The sequence below is a fragment of the Microbulbifer maximicatervae (SeqCode) genome, assembly GCF_052467325.1.
This window is the reverse complement of the sequence record NZ_CP174310.1, coordinates 3,983,449-3,998,020: the sequence shown is the minus strand read 5'-3', so window position 1 is coordinate 3,998,020 and position 14,572 is coordinate 3,983,449. Positions and strand designations below refer to the sequence as shown.

Sequence of the window (14,572 nt, the reverse complement as noted above, 5' to 3'; positions counted from 1 at the left end):
CCTATCTGAGGCTAACGATTCCAGGTCGGGTTACCATTCCACCAAACCACGCTAAAACTTCCTGTAATAACTGCTCTCGAATTCGGCCTTTAAGCTGTAGCCGGTCTACATCAGGTGTATGTTCTTCAGCCACCTCGACTTCGCCAGACCTTACAGAAATATATTCACCTTTATCTCCCATTGGCAGAATAAGCTTTGAATTAAAAATAAATCTATACTGCGATTTCTCATCTATGAATATCGGGGTTTCTTTTAAATAGTCTCCTGCCAGCTTTTTACCTCCAGTATAAAAGTGTTTTTTGCTTTTATCAGGAACTTTTAAGCCAACCAAAAACTTCCGCCAAAATGCTTTATTGTTTGCATGGTCACATGCAGGAGTGACATCCATAATAACCAAGCTGACATCATCAGCCAGATCATTATCTGACTCAGCATCACGCCTCTTATTTTGGTCTTCCGCTACAAACGCATCAATAACAAACTCTTTAATATTTTCTCTTGATACATCAATACCCCCAAGATTTACCGGTGTTCCATATGGCCATTCATAAATACAACCCGGAGAACGCCTTATGCTTTTATTCTCCCCGTCCCAATGAAGCATTGTATTAATCAAACAAGACTTAATACTCTGTTTAACGGACTCATCCACCAGGACTTCGTCTACGGCCATATGCCCAACCTGGTCATATAGCAAGCTGGATAGAATTTGGTACAAAGGGAAAGATAGATCTTCAGACTTACTCAGCCTCTTTCCTTCCTGGGCTTGCGCCAGCTGAAAAAGAACTCCACCTAAAGATCGATCCATTTCCTCAACAGTGTTTGTTTGAACCATACCCCACAATTTATTAATAACCCTGGACGCACTGGATCTGATATTTGCTTCCCATAGATTGAGAGCATCTAATGACTTAGCCAGTGAGATAGAATCTTTAACACAAGCGAGCAATTGATCTTTCTCCTGACCACTAAGCTCCGACTCACTCTTTAAAACACCATGCTGGCCATCTGTTGCATAAGGTCTTTTATCTATAACTGCGAAATGATAGGGCTTTTTCCCCTCGGGAAGGTGTTCCTTCAGATACTCGAATAGATTCTTGGCATACTCATCTCCCTTATCTGGGTCCTCTCCCCATGTAGACCACGCGATCATGAACCAAGGGCCATTCGCATCTGCCAAAAGGCGGTTTATACCGGCTGCCGCCGCCGCATAGTCATCATGACCGGGAAAATCAGGGGATACTAATGCAATATCCTGAAATATGACTCTGATACCCTCAAACTGTTTGCTTTGATCAAGATCCGCAATAATTTCCTCATCATAATGAAGGAAAAAGCTTGGGATTTGAGATTTCCATAGCCGACGAACTATAGCCTCACCATCTTCTGGCTTATCATCTATTACTAAGACTCTATTTCTGTACGGCATCATTTACTCCTTTAAAGACCATAGCTATCACAGCCCCATCACATGCTTTTGGTGTTTCAACTGCATGCCTCTCTGGAAAGCTCAACCTACCTCCGTGAGATTTCATCATCATATCGCTGTAATACAACCCGATCCCCATACCATCCGTTTTTCTCGAAAAAAATGGCTGGACTATATCTTCAGGGCTATCGACAAAACCAGGCCCATTATCGGCCACAATGATTGAAGGCCCATCTAAATCGAAGCTTGGCCCAACCCAAATTATGGATTGATCACTCTCAGTCTGTGACGCCCAGTAAATTGCATTATCAATAAGATTAACCAAGGTCGCCGTTAACATTCTACGGACACCCTTTATTTCAAAATCTAGATCCTTAAGATTTTCAAAACCATTAACAAATTTTATATTGTGATGCTTGAAGCGAAGCTCTTGTGTTATACACGCGTAAGACACCAAGCGCGAAGCGGATATCTTCTCCATTTTCCCCTTGCTAACCATATACATGGCGCCGCGGAGCAGAGAAACAAGCCCTTTTGACTGTTCTTTTAAATGATCAACACTTTCGCCTTCAGATATAGCCGCATGTAAATTTCTGACGCCGCGCTCCAGCTCGTGAAATACAGTAACCAAACCAAGACCAGCTCCAGCAGAGGAAAGAAGGACATCCCTGGTTTCCTTATAGGATTTAGAAACCTGATCAACCAAGTCTCCAATTTCTGCCTCTAGTTTTTTCTCATGCACTGTAGCTTTCAAGTCATTTAAAAGCTCGTCGGTTGTTTTCTTCTTCCTTGGTTCATTTCCCGGCTTACCTGGAGGTATGCTCAACACAGATCTAAGAACCTTCTTATCCTTATTCCTCTCTGCCTCAAATTCCGTAAGAATACAGATCATTGCATACTGTAATTCGTTATAGGCTGCGTTTTCTATAAAACCTTCCCTATTAGTTTTTTCTTTCAAATTAAAACTGTGTTCAAGTTCTAAATGAACCTCACCAAGCATAAGTTGATTGCTTAATTTTCCTGTTGGCCGCTGAATTCTTCTATGATCGAGCCCTAGCCAATCATCTCCAGGTTCGCCATAGTTATAGACTCGAAGGTCATCACGATAGACACGAATTCCGCCTTGATCCTTCAAAAACTCTGAAAGCCCGGACATCTCATCCTTCAAGTATCGGTCCTTAACTTCTCGGTCCAGATCAAAGGCAATTATTGATCCTTTCAATGGACCAATGCCGAGGCCACTATCATCCGTATTCGACGCTCCTAGAATTGGGCGTTTTGGACGCTTATTTCTCTTCTTCCAGCCATCTTCATCCGGAGGACTCTTCGTGAAGAACTCAGAGTATTCCCTCGTAGCAGATACAGATCGATCATCTACCAAGCCAGGGTAGTCCGCCTTGATAGATTCGAGAGGGTGGAAGGAATACTCATAGCTCAGGCCATGATCATCCATCTCAAATGTTAACCTGAACATCGATTGATCACGCGCTGTATCTGGATCGAAGAAGCCGTCCAGCCATTTCTTATCTGGCTCTAAACTAAAATTCACAGAAAATCCGGTTTCCGAGCTTTTGTCCACTTTTCCACTGGTCATGCCCAGAACAGATCTGTATAGCTTTCTTATATCCCCTCTTCGCCATTTCTGTTTTAAGTTGGATATGGTAATTCTTGTTCCATGAGAATCGCCCAAGAAGGTCTCAGGAACCCTCTCCTTGATATCGATTTTTGCTTCATCTAGGTATTTATGTTGCTCCAGATCAGACCAGTTTATTTTGACATGAACTTCTGCACTATCTTTAGCTCGAGTTACCAGTTCAATCTGTGTCCCTAGCCTGTGAACAGCAAACCTGCCTACCCCTTTTTCCCCAATAGGTAATCGCCCTTTCTCTGTACGAATTCCTTTAGCCCTAGACTCACCTTTATGACCATGAGCCGGCTCCATCCATATATTCGTAACTGTATTGAAGTCCATTCCATCACCATCATCCTGGATTTCAATTTCTCCACCGTCTTCGTCGATGTTTAAGAGTAGCAATGAGACATTACTGGCATCTGCGTCATATGAGTTCTTGATTAACTCAAACAAGGCTAGAGTGTGATTTTTGATCAACTGCTCTCCCAAAAGCTCCATTATCCGAGCTCTGGGGCGAAAGTCCTTTTTAGTCTTCTGTAGATCGTTTTCACTCGTCATTCTTATATGTCCCAGCTGAAATTCAGCTCCATTTTCATATCTACTGTCTACTTAATAGGTCAAGGCCTTCGTGGGGATCTACTCCAAGCCCCGCGCAATAAACTGAATACTCATATATATCTAGCCTTCTTTCCATCATCTCTACCTTCTGCACAAACGAGTGCGGCTCGTCCAAAATCTCGGCGAGTGCCCGCATGATCCTACCACGTACTCTTTCAGAATCGGGGGTTGATGATGCTATTCAATGACATGATGTCACGGTCTCTTGAGCTGGCAAAAGATATGCTACCTCCTGAAGAGACGGATCAACTATTTGTCAGACCCGGTATTCTGAAACGTAAGTCCATACCCAAATGGGTTCAACGAGCTGTTTTCTTTAGAGATCGAGGGCGCTGTGTCCTCTGCGACAAAGACTTGTCGGGCACATTAAACCTCGAAAACCTGGAGAACTATGACCACATAGTGCCGCTGTCAAAGCACGGATTGAACGATGTCACTAATATTCAGTTGCTATGCAAGGAATGTAATCAAATTGATAAGAAAGGTGGCCAGCCCATCACGTCTAATAAATACCAATCCTGGTATTCATACGACGATACCTAAAAATCGGGCCAAAATCGGGACACTACGAGTGGGATTTAACGGGAATTAGCTTGCATCAGCGGGAATCAAAGTTATTATAAATCAAGGCGTTAGCGCTAAGTGGTTGTCCCGGTTAGTGCCGAATTCGCCCTCCGGAGGCGAAGGTCAGAGGTTCGAATCCTCTCAGGCGGGCCATATACAAAAAAGCCCGCTGATGCGGGCTTTTTTGTATATGGCTAACTCCCAGGGTTTTGTTCGGACTCAGGTTCGACTCGGAGGCAGCAAAGCTGCCGTAGAGCAGCGAGCCCAACGGGCGAAGCTAATCCTCCCGCACACTACCCGCATAAGCGGGCTTCCTTGTATATGGCTAACTCCCAGGCTTCGCTCGAACTCAGGTTGGACTCGGAAGCAGTAAAGCTGCCGCACAACACCAAGCCCAAAGGGCGAAGCTAACTTTCCTGTCAGAATTATTCACTTCAAGCAAACCGGGTACGCACCTCTCCCTAACCTCCCCCAGTTTTTTAAACCCACAATAAATCAAAAGACTTTATAGCGGCCATAAGTGAAACCATTCTTGTCTCATATTTTATTTATGTGATTCAAATAGGTAGATACATTAAGCTATTACGAAAAATTTTATGCCAAGCACTAGATAATACAATTAAGTTACTAATTAGATGCTTTAGAAGACCACACCCAAAATGTAATCTAATGTACTCTCTTGATCGCTTCCCGCAAGGGCGCTTTCTTGCTTAAATAGTATAAATATCTTATTACTTTGGATAATTTAATCTAAGAAATGAAAAACCTTACATGATTTGTTAAGGAGGTTACGTAATGGAAATAATATCTGTATGGCTTATTGAGCACAAAGCATCGCTTGATGAGTTTTCTCCCATGAATGAAGATGGCTCTGAATTCATGATTGGAACAGGATTTGTTCCAGCCAGTAGCCAAGAAGACGCCATGTCTTTATTTGAGCAATACCTTGATAAGCAGGGAATGAAAATATTGGAGCTGAAAAGCTGCAAGCAATACGACCCTGATGATTTTGCCGAATCTAGTGAAGATGACAAACGTGTAATGCTTGCGGCATCCAGCTCAATGGAAGATGAGCAGATCCGCTATATCGGCATTTCTTCTGAAGCAATGGACTGCGATGAGGTAGGGAGGCATGAACAATAACCCTAGAGGTGCTATGACCTTCGCTGAAGGTATGTATGACTACAAAGTTGATGTAGATGTTATTTTTAACAATGGCAGAGACAAAAAAGATTTTGTCTTGAGGACCAGCTTATGCTCATATTCTGACTGGAAAGCAAACTATTGTAAGGGAGCATCACCTTTTAAACTTTTTGTAAAAGGTGCAGAGAGAAAAGCAGCTATCGTTGATCGTGAACTATGGGTATTTGAAATTGATGCAACTGATGTTGCCGATATTATCGCAGCAGTAACCATAGCATCCGAATACTTTAGGGTTAGTCCTGCAGATATCATTGGCAATATTTATGTAAAAAACTTAAATGCCGAGTTTGAGCGGGATATGCAACCCCAAGCTTTGGTTAATGCAAATAAAGGTCTATATCAAAATACTTGCAGTGCAATAGTTGCAGCTGCCAGAAGCCTTGGGTATGCAGGGCCTCTAAATTTTTGGGTGTTTAGCAATAGCAAAAACCCAAAAATACGCCAACAAGCCCTACATGATGCTTTAGTTACGGGTGGAGCATCCAACGTATCTACAGACCCAATATCACATAAATATTGGGTAGGTAGTAATGACGGCTTCGCCCAAAGAGAAATAAAAACTAATCTACATTTGGCCAAGCTAAATATTTGAGCAACTCAACCCTTTGCAAATAAGAGGATGTAAATAATTTTATTGGGGGCTTCCAGTAATGCTGGAAGCCCCTACCCCAACGGCACCCTCAAAGGCTCAATCACCACCTGCTCCCCAGCCTCTACACTGCCACTCTCTCGCGCTAAAACGATAAAGCAGTTAGCAACAGCCAGACCGGAAAGAATATGACTCCCCTGGGTACCAACCGGTTCTACTACCAACAACCCATTTTCATCACTGCGATAAACACCTCGCTGGAAATCGGTTCGGCCGGGCTTTTTCTTCAGGGGTTTTAACAGTTTCGCCTGTAAGGTCTGCGGGCCAGTCCACTGATCGCCCTTCATCACATTCAAGGCGGGCACGGCCAGCTGGTAGAAAGTTACCAGGGCGGAAACCGGGTTGCCGGGTAGGCCGAAGAACGGGGTTCCCTGTAGGAAACCAAAGGCAAAAGGTTTGCCGGGCTTCATCGCCACTTTCCAGAAGCCGATCTCTCCCAGTTCTTCCAACACTTCACGGGTGTAATCCGCTTCGCCAACGGAGACTCCACCAGAGGTAATAATGGCATCGGCCTCTTCGGAAGCGCGCTGCAAGGCATCCGTAATGGCCTGTTTGTTATCGGGCAATATACCCAAGTCCAAAACATCCAGGTCCAGCTGTTCCAGGGCGGATAACAGAGCAATGCGGTTGCTATCGTAAATATCGCCCTTACCCAGGGCTTCACCGGGCTGACGCAATTCATCGCCGGTGGAGAAAAGTGCGACTACCGGTTTGCGCACGACTTTCACTGTGCCCACTCCGGCAGCGGCGAGCAGGGCAATATGAGGAACGCTAATGCGCTCTCCGGCCTTAAGGAGGCTATCTCCTTCGGCTACGTCTTCACCGCAGCGGCGGATATGGTCGCCAGTGCGAACTTCGCAATTTATTCGTATCGACTCCCCTTGGGCATCGACATTTTCCTGCATCACTACCGTATCTGCACCGGCCGGTACTGCGGCTCCCGTCATAATGCGTACGCAAGTGCCGGGGTTTACCACACCGTCAAAAGGTGCTCCGGCGAATGATTTGCCGATCAGCTCCAGCGGCAAGCCACTGGCCAGGTCTTCGAAGCGCAGGGCGTAACCGTCCATTGCGGAGTTGTCGCAGGGCGGTAGGTTTACTGTGGAGATAACATCCTTAGCCAATACCCGACCGGCGGCTTGTGCCAGGGGCAAAGTCTCAGTGCCACTGATTGAGCTCAGTGCCTCAAGAAGTTTTTCGCGGGCGCTTTCGATGGGCATCAGGCCCGGTTGGCTACAGCAGTCGATAGTGGGCATGGACAATATCTCTTACTTCATTCCTTTGTAGTTGGGAAAAATCAGTGGCTGCGGTTTTGCGATTCCGGTCGCTTTTGATTAACCATCCACACAGCGGCTTCCACCCGGGAGCGCATGCCCAACTTTTTCAATAAGTGTTTAACGTGAACCTTTACAGTGGCATCACTGATATCCAATTCACGGGCGATTAACTTGTTACTGAGGCCATCGGCAATCAATTGCAAGATCTGGTACTCACGACTTGTGAGCGTCGACAGGGTATCCGCACCGGAATTGTCCGGCTTGCGCAGGGCGGAGGCGAGGATCTCGGTCAGGCGCTGGCTGATAGCGAGCTTGCCGTGTGTGGCCTGGATAACCTGATCGAGAATATCTTCCGGCTCCATATCCTTGAGCAGGTAGCCATCGGCACCGGCGCGAATACAGGAAACCACGTCCGCGTTGTTATCGGACACTGTCAGTATCACGATGCGTGAAGCTACATCGGCCGCGCGCATTGCCCTCAGGGTATCCAGCCCATCCATACCGCGCATATTCAGGTCCAACAGAATAAGGTCCGGCTCATGCTGTTTGGCCAGCTCCAACGCTTCCTCTCCGCTACTGGCCTCGGCTACTAACTCCAAGCTGGGCTCCATAGCAAACAATTGCTTGAGACCTTTACGAAACAGAGGATGGTCATCAACCATCATTACCGTGGCAGAAGAAGTCATGGGGTGTCCTGCTTCATTGCTGTAAGTTGTACTAATTCTGAACAGTGACTTTAACACAGGGCTCAGTGCCTGCGCTTACCCCCAAAGGGGTAGCTATTACGCGCGGGGGCAAAAGGGTTACTTACTGTTGGTAATTGAGCAGGGATACACCCCGGCCCATAGTGGCTGGACGAATCATTTCGAGGAGGAGTGGCCGCCGTGTCTGACATCTACGAGTGGGCCCCAGAGGACAGCAAATTCTGGCAGTCCAAGGGCAAAAAAATCGCAAACCGGAATTTGTGGATATCCATTCCCAGTTTGCTGTGCGGCTTCGCCGTATGGCTCTACTGGGGCATTATTACCGTTCAAATGCTCAACCTTGGCTTCCCCATTGCCAAAGCCGATCTGTTTACCCTGATGGCAATTGCCGGCCTCACCGGCGCTACCCTTCGAATACCCAGTAGTTTCTTTATTCGATTGTTCGGTGGGCGCAACACTATTGTATTCACCACGGCCCTGTTGATGATTCCCGCCCTCGGCACCGGTATCGCACTGCAAAGCAAGGACACCCCACTGTGGGTATTCCAGTTGCTGGCACTGCTGTCTGGTATTGGCGGTGGTAACTTCGCCTCTTCCATGTCCAATATCAGCTTCTTTTTCCCCAAGGAAAAGCAAGGCTTGGCACTTGGCCTGAATGCGGGCTTGGGTAACTTCGGTGTTACCACCATGCAGATCCTGGTACCGCTGTTTATGACCTTCGGTGCTTTCGGCGCTGCTGGCGGCGATCCCATGACCCTGGTGAGCAGCTCTGGCTCTCTGATTGGTAAAGTACCAGCCGGTTCTGAAGCGTGGATTCAAAATGCCGGTTTTGTATGGCTGCTGTTCCTGGTTCCACTGGCCTTTGTCGGCTGGTTCGGTATGAACAACCTGCGCACCGACGAAGTAACCCCGGATGTGGGCAGCTCTATCGGCGCGATGTTGAAGATGACCATGATGTTGGGAATCGGCCTCTTCACCGCAATCACAGGTCTGTGGCTGTTGCTTCCCGAAGCGGCCAACGGTTCAGGCTGGGGGGTGCCCAAGGAAATCGTTCTGGTACTGGTAATCGCCGCTACCGTGTTCGGCTTGAAGCTTCTGCCCGGTGAGATTAAAACCAGCTTGCAGCGTCAGTACCGTATCTTCAACAACAAGCACACCTGGGTGATGAGTGTCATTTACACCATGACCTTTGGCAGCTTTATCGGTTTCGCAGCGGCCTTCCCCCTGGCTATCAAGGTCATCTTCGGATACAGCCACGTAATGGTGGACGGGGTTATGACTCACGATACCATCAACAACAATGGCCCCAGCGCCCTGATGTACGCCTGGATGGGTCCATTTATCGGCGCTCTGATTCGCCCGGTAGGTGGTTGGATCTCCGACCGCATCGGCGGAGCCCTGGTTACCCAAATCTGTGCTGCAATCATGGTGGGTAGTGCCCTGGGTGTGGCTTACTACATGAAGGCCGCCTACGGCTCAGCCACTCCGGAAGAGTTCTTCCTGCCCTTCTTCCTCCTGTTCCTGGTGCTGTTCGCCGCTACCGGTATCGGCAATGGCTCTACCTTCCGCACCATCGCCATGGTGTTCCCGAAAGAGCAGGCAGGCCCGGTATTGGGATGGACCTCAGCAGTTGCCGCCTACGGTGCCTTCTATATTCCCAAGGTCTTCGGCGAGCAGATCAAAGCCACCACTCCGGAATACGCTCTGGCAGGCATTGCCATCTTCTACGCGGTTTGCCTGGTAGTTAACTACTGGTTCTACCTGCGCAAAAACGGTGAATTCTACAATCCATAATTTGGTCTCACGGGCGGGGAACCGCTGTTGCGGGGAGGTTTAACCTCCCCTTTTTTATTTCACCTGAACCAATATCGGTGTTATATCCGAACCTTCAAGCAGGCTGGATATCAGCTGTCTCTCGGTATCCCTGCGATAGTAGATCGTCACTTCATCCAAGTCTTCAACGGTCGGCATCGTCGGGCATAGATACCTGGCAATAGCCATACACATCTGCTCATAAAAATCTAAATCGTGCAGCTTATCCAGATAGATATGGCCCCCTGCGATATCCTCAGCACTAATCGTATAGTTGTAACCTACCGGCAGCTGAAAATAGTAGGCCTGCACAGTAATAGATCCATCTGCACTTTCAGTGAATTCGTATTGGACAGGTCTGCCGCAGATACTCTGTTGGTACCCAATAAGATCCTCCGCAACTGAGGCAAGACTGTCATCTGTCTCAATGGTGCTCTCAATTTCACTGTAGGCTTGATGAATAGCTTCAAAGCAGCTCAAGCAAGACATAACACCCGCTTCTTGCAGCTCTGGCAGCAGTTCTGTCGCCATATCTTCAAGCAATTGCACCAGCTTTTCTGCCGAAATAGCGTCGCGAAAATAGTAAGAGCCTTCTCCCTCAATCGCCGACTGGAAGATTTTTAGCTTGCGCTCCGGGCAATAGAAATCGAGGTGGTAGAGAGGCTGTTCTGGATCGGAAGTGTGGTTACTCAGCTCTACCTTGCCCAAATACGGAATAAAGAAGGTAAAGGACCAATACTCCGGGCAGTGTATAAATCGCCGGCAGTGCTCTTCGATATAACCGGGCAAATGTTGAAGGTCGAAGAAATTGGCCAGATGGTAGTTACCACCCTGGTATTCCGCTATGGAGTCAAAGTTATAAAACGGGTGCTCGCCGTGGAAATCTATCTTAACTCTCTGCCCACTGGCTGCGCGGCAAGCCAGATGAAAGTACAAGGCATCGTCTTTGTAAGTAGAGTGGATAACGATAGCGTCGCCCTTTCGGCGAAGCTGATAGCGGAAAGCATTGACCCGGTAGGGCTCACAATCCTCAAGTAGCTCGGCAATTTCCAGCTCACCCGATTCCAGGCGGCTTACTCGATAGTTGTGCCCGCCTTCTTCTATGCAGCGAGTAAGTACCGGGTGTAGATCCTCAATGGTCACAGCTTTCGCTAAAGGTAAGCCCTCGACCTGTGCTTTTTCCCGGTAAAACTTATCACCCTCGTTAAAGAGGGAAATTCCCAACAGAACGCCCATAGGAGCACCACTCAGTTAGCTGGTGTTCAAACTTAGCAAAAAAATTGCTGGGGTTTTAGGGATCGAAGAAATGCACTTTCAGAAATTGCCCTGGAACTACTTACAAACCGGCAAGACTACCGGCCTTAAACTGGGCAAAGTAGGTAGTGCCTTCACGCAATTCCAGGCGCTCGCAGGAGAGACGGGAAATATCTGCGTAGAACACCTGATCAGCAGCGGCTAACTGTAAACGAATGCGGCCATCGGTAAGCTTCTGCTTAGCAACTAAAGTTACCGGCAGGCAATTGAGGATACTGGAAAGTCCCGGCTTCTCCACACTAAGGCTGATATCTCCAGCTTCCAGCAGAAAAGCTGCGGTATCGCCTTTTCGATAATGGCCTGTCACCCTATCTGCAAAGATGGAAATCCCACCTAAATCCAAAGTGAGCAAACCATCGCTTAGGGCTTCCACTCGCGCTTCAATCCGGCTGCGACAGCTATCCCCTACGCCGTGGCTATTCAGGCGCTGGGCAATTTCAGGTAAAGGAAGTGGTGCGGACAAATTGGCAGAATCCATCCACAAACAGCGCTGGGCCAGAAGCTGGATTTCATCAAAGTCGTGACTGGTCCAGATTACCAGTGCCGGATATCGGACCCAGAAATCCCGTAGGGTCGGCAATAGGCGCCGCAGTACTTGGGCGCGGTCAACCGCTGAAAGCGGCTCATCAAATAATTGCAGCGGCGCGTTGTTAAAAAGCTGACGTAATACAGCCACACGCTGGGCTTCTCCACCAGAGAGTAACTCCACCGGCTGATATAGCAGCGGTTCAATACCAAAAGCCTTTAGCAGCCGACCACACTCTTCCTCGGGCAGTGGCCTGCGGCTGTAACGGCGGGCTAGTGCCAGGTTATCTGCCACCGACTGGCCGGCAAACAGGCGGTTATCCTGAAAGCCTAAAGAAAGTGTTCTTTTGTGGGTAACCAGGGCGCGGCGTCCGCGCTGCCAAACCGTATTGGCAAAAGTGATATTGCCACGGCAGTGACGCTGGCCCGCCAAAGCAGCCAGTAATGTGCTCTTGCCACTGCCGGAGGGACCGGTAAGGCCAAAAATTCCAGAGGCTGGCAGCTCTAATTGCCAGGGAGTCGCAGCGTTAAGCAGAGTCACCAGCCCTGTAACACTCAGTCCGGTAGAATCAGAGGTGGTAGACGCAGTACCGAATAGGGGCAAGGTGATTTCCATTAGCCCAGCACCCCCATTACCGGTTTAGCCTGCTCGTTGTTCGATCCGCGCGGGGCCAAACTATGTCCCAGCCAACGGGCAGCGAGTAGCAGTACCGTAGTAATTCCCATCAACATCAAAGCCAGCCGGTGCGCCGCACCGTATTCCATCGCCTCCACATGTTGATAAAGAGCAATAGAAACCACCTGGGTCTCACCGGGAATAGAGCCACCTATCATCAGCACTACCCCGAACTCACCCAGAGTATGGGCAAACGTTAAAGCGCAGGCACTCACAATAGCGGCGCGACTCGCCGGCAAAAGAACTTTTAATAGTGCCGCCCAGGGCGGTATACCCAGCGCTGCGGCAGCCTGGGTCAGACGCTGACCATTGGCATTAAACGCGGCCAACAGCGGCTGCACCATAAACGGCAGGGAATAAATCACTGACGCAAATACCAGGCCGGTAAAGGAAAACACCAAAGGGCCATCAAAAAGTTGTGACAGCCACTGCCCGGGCGCATAGTTAGGGGAAAATAAAAGCAGTAAATAAAAACCCAAAACCGTGGGTGGCAGTACCAGCGGCAGGGTAATTAATACCTCGATACCGTGGCGCCAGCGGCTCTGCCATTGGCTCAATTTCCAGGCCAGGGGCACGCCGATAATAAACAGGAGCAAGGTAGTTAAGCCGGCCAATTTTAAAGTTAGCCACAGGGCCTGCCAGTCGGCAGCGGCGATATTCATAAGCCACTCCCTCCATCTCTACTTCGATATTGAGTTGGCAAAACACCGTAACCCAAGTGCTGTAGTTGCACCTGCACTTCCGCTGAACGCAAATAGTCAGCGAGGGACTGCGCCTCTTTAGGCCGACGGCTCTGGGTGGGAATCAGCAACTGCTGTTCAATGGGTTTGTACAAACGCTGCGGCAGCAGCCAGTAGTTATCGCGGCCGGCTGCTTGCATCTGGCTGGCGGCGACAAAGCCCAGCTGCGCATTGCCGGAATCCAGCATTAAATAGGCTTGGCCAGCATTGTGGGCCCGGGCTAATTGAGTTTGTTTTTTCTTCCACAAGTCCAGGCTTTGCATCGCTTGCCGGGCGGCACTGCCAAAGGGCGCTACTTTGGGATCGGCTAGTACAATTTTATCGGGCCAGGTTTGCAGTAACTGCTCGATATTCGATTCCGATTTTGGGTGCCAGAGAGCCAGTAAACCCAGGGCGTAAGTCTTACGACTGTTGGCCAGTGCCCCACCCTGCTTTTCCAACAGTTCAGGTCGCTCACGATCCGCAGACAGGAATAAATCGAAGGGCGCGCGGTGCGCTATTTGTTGGTAGAGCACCCCGGAGCTGCCGCTACTGATTTGCACCACACAGGCATGGCGACGCTCAAATTCCGGCAGTACCTCTTCCAGTGCCGGGCGGAAGCTGGCCGCTACCGCCACCCGCAAGGTGCAGTTATCCGCATTAACCGGCAGCGCGATGGCCACCAGTAAAGCGGATAGCAACAGGCTCAGCCGGCGGACCACTTTTCCATCTCCGCAACATCACTGGCCCGGGCTTCGACCCAGCGCTCTGAAGACTTACCCGACTCATCCGCTACCACTTCGCGCTTCCAGAAAGGCGCCTCAGTTTTGAGGCGATCCATAATGTATTGGCAGGCGGCAAAGGCAGCCTGGCGGTGGGGGCTGGTAACACCGACAAAAACAATTTCATCGTTGATCTGCATGGGGCCGCCAACCCGGTGGACGATAGTCACACGCCCCAGGGACCAGCGATCGCGGGCATTATTGATAATCCGTTGCAGGCTTTTTTCCGTCATGCCCGGATAGTGTTCCAGGGCCAGGCCGCAGACATCACTACCGGCATTGAAGTCCCGCACCGAACCCACAAACAGGGCGCAGGCACCATCGCCACTGTTGCCTTGCAGCGCAGTATATTCAGCCGCTACGTCGAGGGGCGTTTCACAGACATCAATACGATCAACAGCTGTCATATTGGCACCACTAACCGCCGGTAACCGGCGGGAAAAATGCAACTTCATCCCCGGCCTTCACCTGGGCTCCGGTTTCTGCCAGCTCCTGGTTCAGGGCCATACGAATATCATCCCTTTGCAGGTGCGGGCTCCAATCCGGGTGCTGTTCACATAGGGTTTTGCGCAACTCGCTGATACTGCCGGAAAAGTCCTTCAGGGTAGTCTCGCCCATGCCCAATTGCTGGCGCAGACGCGCGAAAAACAGAACCTTTACCATCGCT

The 14,572-nt window shown here is 49.3% G+C and carries 14 protein-coding genes; 4 read left to right on the top strand and 10 right to left on the bottom strand.

Annotation, left to right across the window (positions count from 1 at the left end; all coding sequences use genetic code 11):
- Position 1 precedes the first annotated feature (1 nt).
- Both ACJJIE_RS17915 and ACJJIE_RS17910 read right to left on the bottom strand, forming a co-directional pair.
- Positions 2 to 1,432: a hypothetical protein gene (locus tag ACJJIE_RS17915; protein WP_282930371.1), complete on the bottom strand. Its 1,431-nt coding sequence runs from the start codon at positions 1,430 to 1,432 to the stop codon at positions 2 to 4.
- The gene (locus ACJJIE_RS17910; protein WP_282930372.1) at positions 1,413 to 3,620 is read right to left on the bottom strand and encodes an ATP-binding protein; all 2,208 of its coding nucleotides are present in this window, start codon (positions 3,618 to 3,620) and stop codon (positions 1,413 to 1,415) included. The genes ACJJIE_RS17915 and ACJJIE_RS17910 overlap by 20 nt, the downstream gene beginning before the upstream one ends.
- A gap of 231 nt (positions 3,621 to 3,851) precedes the next feature.
- Between ACJJIE_RS17910 and ACJJIE_RS17905 the strand changes: the two genes are divergently transcribed.
- From ACJJIE_RS17905 to ACJJIE_RS17895, 3 genes are all read left to right on the top strand, one after another.
- Positions 3,852 to 4,223, top strand: a complete 372-nt coding sequence (locus ACJJIE_RS17905; protein WP_282930373.1) for an HNH endonuclease — start codon at positions 3,852 to 3,854, stop codon at positions 4,221 to 4,223.
- Positions 4,224 to 5,039: 816 nt separating this feature from the next.
- The gene (locus ACJJIE_RS17900) at positions 5,040 to 5,387 is read left to right on the top strand and encodes a hypothetical protein (RefSeq protein WP_282930374.1); all 348 of its coding nucleotides are present in this window, start codon (positions 5,040 to 5,042) and stop codon (positions 5,385 to 5,387) included.
- Complete coding sequence (locus ACJJIE_RS17895; RefSeq protein WP_444892550.1) at positions 5,377 to 6,039, top strand: hypothetical protein; 663 nt, start codon at positions 5,377 to 5,379, stop codon at positions 6,037 to 6,039. Before ACJJIE_RS17900 ends, ACJJIE_RS17895 begins: the two co-directional genes overlap by 11 nt.
- 71 nt (positions 6,040 to 6,110) lie before the next feature.
- On the opposite strand, the gene moeA is transcribed toward ACJJIE_RS17895, so the two are convergent.
- Complete coding sequence (moeA, locus tag ACJJIE_RS17890) at positions 6,111 to 7,352, bottom strand: molybdopterin molybdotransferase MoeA (RefSeq protein ID WP_444892549.1); 1,242 nt, start codon at positions 7,350 to 7,352, stop codon at positions 6,111 to 6,113.
- A gap of 41 nt (positions 7,353 to 7,393) precedes the next feature.
- Positions 7,394 to 8,059: a two-component system response regulator NarL gene (narL, locus tag ACJJIE_RS17885; protein WP_108731363.1), complete on the bottom strand. Its 666-nt coding sequence runs from the start codon at positions 8,057 to 8,059 to the stop codon at positions 7,394 to 7,396.
- Positions 8,060 to 8,257: 198 nt separating this feature from the next.
- Between narL and ACJJIE_RS17880 the strand changes: the two genes are divergently transcribed.
- Positions 8,258 to 9,871: an MFS transporter gene (locus ACJJIE_RS17880; RefSeq protein WP_282930377.1), complete on the top strand. Its 1,614-nt coding sequence runs from the start codon at positions 8,258 to 8,260 to the stop codon at positions 9,869 to 9,871.
- Between the two features lie 54 nt (positions 9,872 to 9,925).
- Here ACJJIE_RS17880 and ACJJIE_RS17875 read toward each other — a convergent pair whose 3' ends face one another.
- The 6 genes from ACJJIE_RS17875 to moaD form a co-directional block, all read right to left on the bottom strand.
- On the bottom strand, positions 9,926 to 11,125 hold the full coding sequence (locus ACJJIE_RS17875; protein ID WP_444892548.1) for a hypothetical protein: 1,200 nt from the start codon (positions 11,123 to 11,125) through the stop codon (positions 9,926 to 9,928).
- 100 nt (positions 11,126 to 11,225) lie between these two features.
- On the bottom strand, positions 11,226 to 12,344 hold the full coding sequence (locus tag ACJJIE_RS17870; protein ID WP_444892547.1) for an ATP-binding cassette domain-containing protein: 1,119 nt from the start codon (positions 12,342 to 12,344) through the stop codon (positions 11,226 to 11,228).
- The gene (gene modB / locus ACJJIE_RS17865; protein ID WP_444892546.1) at positions 12,344 to 13,066 is read right to left on the bottom strand and encodes a molybdate ABC transporter permease subunit; all 723 of its coding nucleotides are present in this window, start codon (positions 13,064 to 13,066) and stop codon (positions 12,344 to 12,346) included. The genes ACJJIE_RS17870 and modB overlap by 1 nt, the downstream gene beginning before the upstream one ends.
- Positions 13,063 to 13,845 carry a molybdate ABC transporter substrate-binding protein gene (gene modA / locus ACJJIE_RS17860; RefSeq protein WP_444892545.1) on the bottom strand — a complete coding sequence of 261 codons (783 nt, stop codon included), beginning with the start codon at positions 13,843 to 13,845 and terminating at the stop codon, positions 13,063 to 13,065. The genes modB and modA overlap by 4 nt, the downstream gene beginning before the upstream one ends.
- Positions 13,830 to 14,360, bottom strand: a complete 531-nt coding sequence (gene moaE / locus ACJJIE_RS17855) for a molybdopterin synthase catalytic subunit MoaE (RefSeq protein WP_444892544.1) — start codon at positions 14,358 to 14,360, stop codon at positions 13,830 to 13,832. The genes modA and moaE overlap by 16 nt, the downstream gene beginning before the upstream one ends.
- Positions 14,323 to 14,568: a molybdopterin converting factor subunit 1 gene (gene moaD, locus ACJJIE_RS17850; RefSeq protein ID WP_282930382.1), complete on the bottom strand. Its 246-nt coding sequence runs from the start codon at positions 14,566 to 14,568 to the stop codon at positions 14,323 to 14,325. Before moaD ends, moaE begins: the two co-directional genes overlap by 38 nt.
- Positions 14,569 to 14,572 lie beyond the last annotated feature (4 nt).

Bases quoted from the DNA above. Each gene is read 5' to 3' on its own strand.
- narL (WP_108731363.1), bottom strand. From the start codon at position 8,059: ATGACTTCTTCTGCCACGGTAATGATGGTTGATGACCATCCTCTGTTT.
- moeA (WP_444892549.1), bottom strand. From the start codon at position 7,352: ATGCCCACTATCGACTGCTGTAGCCAACCGGGCCTGATGCCCATCGAA.
- ACJJIE_RS17875 (WP_444892548.1), bottom strand. From the start codon at position 11,125: ATGGGCGTTCTGTTGGGAATTTCCCTCTTTAACGAGGGTGATAAGTTT.
- ACJJIE_RS17895 (WP_444892550.1), top strand. From the start codon at position 5,377: ATGAACAATAACCCTAGAGGTGCTATGACCTTCGCTGAAGGTATGTAT.
- moaD (WP_282930382.1), bottom strand. From the start codon at position 14,568: ATGGTAAAGGTTCTGTTTTTCGCGCGTCTGCGCCAGCAATTGGGCATG.
- modB (WP_444892546.1), bottom strand. From the start codon at position 13,066: ATGAATATCGCCGCTGCCGACTGGCAGGCCCTGTGGCTAACTTTAAAA.
- ACJJIE_RS17870 (WP_444892547.1), bottom strand. From the start codon at position 12,344: ATGGAAATCACCTTGCCCCTATTCGGTACTGCGTCTACCACCTCTGAT.
- ACJJIE_RS17915 (WP_282930371.1), bottom strand. From the start codon at position 1,432: ATGATGCCGTACAGAAATAGAGTCTTAGTAATAGATGATAAGCCAGAA.
- ACJJIE_RS17900 (WP_282930374.1), top strand. From the start codon at position 5,040: ATGGAAATAATATCTGTATGGCTTATTGAGCACAAAGCATCGCTTGAT.
- ACJJIE_RS17905 (WP_282930373.1), top strand. From the start codon at position 3,852: ATGATGCTATTCAATGACATGATGTCACGGTCTCTTGAGCTGGCAAAA.
- moaE (WP_444892544.1), bottom strand. From the start codon at position 14,360: ATGAAGTTGCATTTTTCCCGCCGGTTACCGGCGGTTAGTGGTGCCAAT.
- ACJJIE_RS17910 (WP_282930372.1), bottom strand. From the start codon at position 3,620: ATGACGAGTGAAAACGATCTACAGAAGACTAAAAAGGACTTTCGCCCC.